Consider the following 6,495-nt stretch of genomic DNA (forward strand, 5'->3'; position numbering starts at 1 on the left):
TTGTTTCTAATCTGAATTTACGCTAATTTTCGGCGGAATACAACTAACAGATTCATAATACTGCCACATTTATTTATGTCGTGGTCGCCTGCTTTTGCTTAGGCTTAACCGCAATTGCTTGTTGATCAAAGCGCGATCAAACCGATTTTTGGTGTCTGAACACATTGTTATTGCACTAATACAATTTGAGTGATATACCGAGGTTATCGATAAAACGTTTTCTACAAGGAGGCAACGACATGAAGCGACGGTATTTTGCAATTTGTCTGGTCATCGAATTGGCAATATTATTACTATTCCATTCACAGCTCGGAGACACCATACCGATGCAACTCAGTATGTTCACTGGCTCTGAAGTCATGACGGCGTCTTATGCTGGTGGGATCATGGTGCCTGCTGCATTGTTTTTGCTGGCCATACATGTCGCTGGCTTTGGTTTGCAATCACTGGTACCGATCATTCAAGCTAAAACATCGCTGTTTGCAGACATTGGGGCGAAATTATTACGCGTGTTCAGCGTCTATCTCGAAATTTTCTCAGTTGTCTTAATGTTTTACTTTTTTGACTCCGCGATCAAAGGGATTCTCCTCAGTGCAGCGAGCTTTTCACTGTTAGCGGTCGTCCTTTTAGAATTGTTCGCCAGCTTCAAAGCCACGCACGTTAGCCAACATCATTAACCTCCCGACACGTAAAAACGCGGCCTCATCACATCGAATTTCCGATGCGATGAGGTCGCGTTTACTTACTTTCGTGGCGCTCTCTGTGCCCAGTATTGGTAATAATCTGTCCGTAAAGCCCCGTTATATAACTTCCGACGCTTTGTCGCTTTAGAGCCGTATACTTTTTCAAACCCAAGGTCAGCCGTCAAAATATATTTGCTCCAACCAGGTAATGCCGCATAAGTTTGACCCATTTCGCGATAAAGTTTGCGGGCCGCGTCAAGCTCCCCTAACCGCTTCCCGTAAGGTGGGTTTGCGACGATGACGCCACGAGGTTTGTCTGTTTTAAAGTCTTTGGCAGCAAGTTGTTTGAAAGTAATATCATTCAACAAGCCCGCTTGCTTGGCGTTTTCTTGGGCAATAGTGATCATCTCTTGGTTGATATCATAACCTTGAATGTCGAGTTTGATATCCCAATCGGCTTTATCCATCGCTTCGTCTTTCACTGCTTGTAAGACTTTGGGATCCATGAACCGGAAATCTTCAAAGGCAAAATGCCGCAACATCCCAGGCGCAATGTTGTGTCCGATCAATGCCGCTTCAATTGGTAAGGTCCCAGAACCAGTGGTGGGATCAACAAACGGCATATCAGGATGCCAGTTGGTCAACATCACTAAGGCTGCGGCGAAGTTTTCCTTCAGTGGCGCATCACCTTTGGCAACCCGATAACCACGTTTGAATAAACTTGAACCGGTGGTGTCGATAGTCAATGTGGCAACGTCTTTAAGAATCGACACTTCCAAAGGATATGTGGCACCAGTTTCTGGCAAGCGGCCGCGGCGATGGTACACTTCAGATAATTTGTTGACGATCGCCTTTTTGGTGATGGCTTGCACGTCAGGTTCTGAATGTAAGATCGAACGTACCGAGCGGCCTGCCACAGGAAATGCGGCGTCCATCGGCAAATAGTGATCCCAAGGTAAGGCTTTGACCCCTTCGAATAATTCATCGAAAGTCGTGACTTTGAATTGCCCTAAAACGATCTTCACTCGATCCGCGGTGCGCAACCACACGTTGGCTTTTGCGATGGCGGTTTCGTCACCTTCAAAAAAGACTTTTCCGTTTTCATTGCGGGTCTTGTATCCGAGATTTTGTAATTCGCGAGCGACTAAGGCTTCCAGGCCCGCTGCCATATGCGCGACTAATTGATATTGCATAAATATAACTCCTTTGTGAGCGTGGCGCCAATTCAGCGCACGGTTGAATCAAACAGTTTCAGTATACCTAAATTATCATAAAAAAACGACCCAGGTTGCCCCAGGTCGTGCCTCTTGTAAACCTCTATAAGCCATGTTTTGTTCCAGTAGCTACCAGGCAGCAGCTACCTTCAGTAATCATCTATCTCAGCTTTCGCTGTCTGAGCGTTGGTTCATTTCCTCTACTCAGACGCCCCTACCAAAGTTTGGGTTACTCGCTCGCGGGGTTTACCCGTTCCAATCCACCGGTTTCCCGATGACATCGTCTCTGTGGCACTTTTCAGACTCGCCTGCATGACCGAAGTTTTAGCAATTGAGTCGCCGTTATCCATTACTGGATACCCAGGCTTATTGGGCCTGGCACGAACACTACTGGCATCGCAGCCAGTGCGGGCATGGACTTTCCTCACCTAACAGATGCTAGGCGCGATTACTCAAGGTTTACAAGTTGTTATCAATATTGATCAATACCGCCGCCGTTGTTGTGACTTTGGGTACTGTTGCCGCCGTCTGAAAGCTTAGAGCCAAAGACGTGGCGTTCCAAATTGCTGAGACGCTTCAAAATGTCGTAGTTCGTGACATTGCCACTTGGTGCTTGTGGCGTAGCCGTTGCAACATTTTTAGACACGTTGAGTTGTTTGGTCAACTCATCAACCCGGCTGAATAGCCGGTTGTTTTCTTCATTTAAGCGATCGATCTCGGCAGTAAAGCTTTCGTAGTCACGAATGATCCCATCCAGAAATTCATCAACTTCATCAGGATCGTACCCGCGGACTTTGTTCTTGAAGCTCTTGTCCAAGATATCCTTGGGTCCGTATTTGACGGAGAAAGTTGCGTCGCTTTTGTTATCCATAATCGAACACCTCATCATCACAGCACAGGATGTATTTATCATACCACAGGGTTGCGCGCTTTGCACGGGCAATCTGAAAAAATTCTGTGATCACGAATTGTCACTTAATTCTCGTGCAGCCTCTTCCAAGTCATCCATACTTAATGCCTTCACCGGATAATCACGGCGCTTGCTTTCGGCGATCGCCACATTGTATAAATATTCTGCTTTACCTGGATAATCGGTATCATATAGAAATAACGCGCCATCAGTGTGTTGGGCCATGAAGCGATTATATCCTGATAATTGCGCCGGTTGTTGGTAAGGCAAGTCACTAGTGGCCCGGGTGAAGGTCACTTGGCTTTGCAAAGTTTTCAGTTTACCAAGGTTGGTTTCATTCCAATGACTCCCAAAATCCGTGAACGGCGTCATCAACGCCGTTTTCAATTGTGAGTAATCTTTGCGCAGTTCGATCGCGACTTCTAAGCTCCATTGCTCAACGCCGAGCTCGCCACCGGTGATCACCCACTCAAGGCCGTCTTCGCAAGCAGTCACAAGTTCATTTTTTAAAAGATATTTAATCACTGTCAATTTCGGGTCTGCGTCGCCATGAACGCTTAATTCCCAAGATCGATAGCCACTGATCCACAGACGATCGCCCATAATTTCACTCCTTTAGTGGTAGGCGTTAGGACTTTCACAAAAAGCTGGTATAATATCAACTAGGAGTGTGATCACATGCCAATTCATTACCCTAATGGTAAGCCATACCAAGGCGGCGCGCAAACTGCATCGCAAGCGGTGAACTACGGCGGGCGCGGGATGACCTTGGAACAAGAGCTCAATGCCACGAATGATTATTATCGGCAATTGCGCATGGCGGTGGTGTATAAGAAACCCACCCCGATCCAAATCGTCAAAGTCGATTACCCGTCGCGCGCGCAAGCCGTGATCAAAGAAGCGTATTTTAAAACCCCTTCCACCACTGACTACAATGGGGTGTACAAAGGGCTATACTTAGATTTTGAAGCCAAGGAAACGAAAAATAAAGCGTCCTTCCCGCTGAAAAATTTTCACCCGCATCAAATCCGGCATTTTGCTGAATGTCTCGGACAAGCTGGGGTATGTTTTGTGGTGATGCGCTTTGTCACCTTGCATCGCTTGTTCGTTTACCCTGCCAGCAACTTGATCACTTATTGGCAAGCTGCTGACAACGGCGGGCGCAAATCGATCCCGCTATCAGAAATTGAAGTCAACGGGTTTGAACTGCACCCGAAATTACAACCACCGATCCCATATCTGACAGGTGTCGATTGGTTGATCCAAACAAAAAAGGTAGGAATTATCGATGAGTAAACCAGCACCTTCTCGCATGGCCAATCGCCGCAAACAAGCTGCGCCGAAAAAGCCTAAAGGTAATTTGTTTGTCCGCATTTTAAAATGGTTAGCGATCGCGTTCGTCGCGGTATTAGTTGCCGGCCTGGCATTGTTTGCCTGGTATGCTAAAGATGCGCCGAAAGTCAATCAAGAAGTGTTGACTTCTGCCGGCAGCTCGATCATTTACGATGACCAAGGCAAAGAGTTGACCACTTTAGGCGTGGAGAACCGCTTATACGTCAATTCGAGCCAGATCCCGCAAACCTTAAAAGATGCTGTGGTTTCCATCGAAGACCGCCGCTTTTATAAAGAAAAGTTCGGGGTCGACCCGATCCGGATCGTCGGGGCGTTCATTAACAACGTCACTGGTCGCTCTAACGGCCTTGAAGGTGGGTCAACATTGACGCAAGAGTTGATCAAGTTGTCGGTGTTCTCCACTAAAGCCAGCGATCAAACTTTGCGGCGTAAAGCCCAAGAAGCATGGCTGGCGATGCAAGTCGCTCAGAAATATTCTAAAGCCCAAATTTTGGAATATTACATTAACAAAGTTTGGATGGATAATAACCAATACGGGATGTCCACGGCTTCTAAGTATTACTTCTCCAAAGACTTGAAAGATCTGACTTTAGCACAAACCGCGTTGTTAGCCGGCATGCCACAGTCCCCTGCAAGCTATGATCCTTACACGCACCCAGACGCTGCTAAGACGCGCCGCGATGATGTGATCGACGCGATGTTGCGAGACAACAAGATCACCAGTGCCGAAGCGTCCAAAGCCAAAGCCACACCGATCACCGACGGCTTAGTCGCCCAAAAGAGTACCACCGCTAGCTCGACGAATGATAAAGTGATCGATTCTTATTTGACCTCAGTGATCTCAGAAGTCAAAAAGAAAATGAACACCAACCCATACACTGCTAACTTACGCATTTACACCAATATCGATCTCGATACCCAAAAGAAGTTATATGACATCGTCAACTCTGACCAATACATCAACTTCCCTAGTGACAAAATGCAAACTGCGGTCACTATGACGGATCCAAACTCCGGTAAAGTGATCGCTCAAATCGGTGGTCGTAAAACTGGTGACGTCCAACTCGGCTTTAACCGCGCCACTCGCAACACACGTTCCAACGGGTCAACGATGAAACCATTGATGGATTATGGCCCGGCAATCGAATATTTGAACTACTCCACTTATCAATTACTTGATGATTCGGCATACACTTACCCTGGCACCGACATTCAACTGTACGACTGGGATAAGAAGTATCAAGGCACGATCTCCATGCGCAAAGCTTTAGTAGGTTCCCGTAACGTTCCTGCGGTGCGTACCTTGGCAACAGTCGGCATGTCGCGTGCCACGACCTTCTTGAAAGGCTTAGGCATCAACTTGTCCAGTGCTGAAAAGCAAGCCTTATCCAGTGGGATCGGCGCGACGGTCAATACTGAAGAAGAAGCTGGGGCTTATGGGGCATTTGCCAATGGTGGGACTTATTACAAGCCTTACTACGTTCGCAAAGTTGTCGCCGCTGATGGCACCACCACCAACTTTGATGCCACTGGCACTCGCGCCATGAAGTCTAGCACCGCCTACATGATCACTGATATGCTGAAAGGTGTGTTGACCTCTAGTGATGGGACTGGCTCGGCTGCGAAGATCTCAGGGCTTTATGAAGCCGGTAAAACTGGTACCACCGATTACACCGACGATGAACTGAAAGCTAACCCTGAGTTGAACGGCACTGGTATTTCCAAAGATTCTTGGTTCACTGGCTACACCAAGAAACGCGTGATCTCCGTTTGGACGGGTTATGACAAACCAACGTATGCTGGGATGGATTACACCGAACAAGAAATCGCTCAAAAGATCTACAAGTACTTGATGGAATACGAAGTGGAACACGCAAACCTGGCCAACTCCGACTGGACGCGACCAAGCAACGTCAACGTTTACCACATTCTTTCCGGTTCCAATCCTGGCACTGCGATCACTGGCAATACCAGCGGCACCACGCGTGAATTGTACTTGTCTGGGCATGGCCCAAGCAGTCAATCTGCCGTTGCTAGCTCCTCGAAGTCTAGTTCAACGAGCAGCTCAACCAGCTCTTCTGAATCAACTTCCAGCTCGATTGAATCAAGCTCCAGTTCGATTTCAAGTATTGTTGAAAGCTCTAGTGCCGCAACTGACACAGCCCCGTCAAGCAGCTCAAGTGAGAGTTCTTCACAGCCGGTTGCGTCGTCAAGTTCGACACCAGCAACAAATAGCAGTTCAGCATCAAATTAGCAACAGTCAAAAACCACCCGTTAAACGGGTGGCTTGCTCTGGGGCTATAAGCCCCCGTTACCGGCAGCGTCTCAAGGCGCT

The 6,495-nt window shown here is 47.6% G+C and carries 6 protein-coding genes and 1 other RNA gene; 3 read left to right on the forward strand and 4 right to left on the reverse strand.

Annotation, left to right across the window (positions count from 1 at the left end):
- Positions 1-239: 239 nt before the first annotated feature.
- A complete protein-coding gene (locus EKM92_RS03680) occupies positions 240-677 on the forward strand; it encodes a hypothetical protein (protein ID WP_125707991.1) in 438 nt (145 codons plus the stop codon).
- 65 nt (positions 678-742) lie between these two features.
- On the opposite strand, the gene EKM92_RS03685 is transcribed toward EKM92_RS03680, so the two are convergent.
- The 4 genes from EKM92_RS03685 to EKM92_RS03700 form a co-directional block, all read right to left on the reverse strand.
- On the reverse strand, positions 743-1,876 hold the full coding sequence (locus EKM92_RS03685; protein WP_125707993.1) for a THUMP domain-containing class I SAM-dependent RNA methyltransferase: 1,134 nt from the start codon (positions 1,874-1,876) through the stop codon (positions 743-745).
- Positions 1,877-1,998: 122 nt separating this feature from the next.
- An RNA gene (gene rnpB, locus EKM92_RS03690) (RNase P RNA component class B) lies at positions 1,999-2,357 on the reverse strand.
- A 12-nt stretch (positions 2,358-2,369) separates the two neighbouring features.
- Positions 2,370-2,768, reverse strand: coding sequence for a cell division regulator GpsB (gpsB, locus tag EKM92_RS03695; RefSeq protein ID WP_056962188.1), 399 nt, complete (start codon positions 2,766-2,768; stop codon positions 2,370-2,372).
- A gap of 90 nt (positions 2,769-2,858) precedes the next feature.
- On the reverse strand, positions 2,859-3,413 hold the full coding sequence (locus tag EKM92_RS03700) for an SLOG family protein (protein ID WP_164509886.1): 555 nt from the start codon (positions 3,411-3,413) through the stop codon (positions 2,859-2,861).
- Positions 3,414-3,485: 72 nt separating this feature from the next.
- On the opposite strand from EKM92_RS03700, the gene recU reads away from it, so the two are divergent.
- Positions 3,486-4,103, forward strand: a complete 618-nt coding sequence (gene recU, locus EKM92_RS03705; protein WP_125707997.1) for a Holliday junction resolvase RecU — start codon at positions 3,486-3,488, stop codon at positions 4,101-4,103.
- Complete coding sequence (locus EKM92_RS03710; protein ID WP_125707999.1) at positions 4,096-6,414, forward strand: PBP1A family penicillin-binding protein; 2,319 nt, start codon at positions 4,096-4,098, stop codon at positions 6,412-6,414. Before recU ends, EKM92_RS03710 begins: the two co-directional genes overlap by 8 nt.
- Positions 6,415-6,495 lie beyond the last annotated feature (81 nt).

The sequence above is a fragment of the Lacticaseibacillus porcinae genome, from assembly GCF_003946305.1.
GTDB classification, from domain to species: domain Bacteria; phylum Bacillota; class Bacilli; order Lactobacillales; family Lactobacillaceae; genus Lacticaseibacillus; species Lacticaseibacillus porcinae.

Bases quoted from the DNA above. Each gene is read 5' to 3' on its own strand.
- EKM92_RS03680 (WP_125707991.1), top strand. From the start codon at position 240: ATGAAGCGACGGTATTTTGCAATTTGTCTGGTCATCGAATTGGCAATA.
- EKM92_RS03685 (WP_125707993.1), bottom strand. From the start codon at position 1,876: ATGCAATATCAATTAGTCGCGCATATGGCAGCGGGCCTGGAAGCCTTA.
- gpsB (WP_056962188.1), bottom strand. From the start codon at position 2,768: ATGGATAACAAAAGCGACGCAACTTTCTCCGTCAAATACGGACCCAAG.
- recU (WP_125707997.1), top strand. From the start codon at position 3,486: ATGCCAATTCATTACCCTAATGGTAAGCCATACCAAGGCGGCGCGCAA.
- EKM92_RS03710 (WP_125707999.1), top strand. From the start codon at position 4,096: ATGAGTAAACCAGCACCTTCTCGCATGGCCAATCGCCGCAAACAAGCT.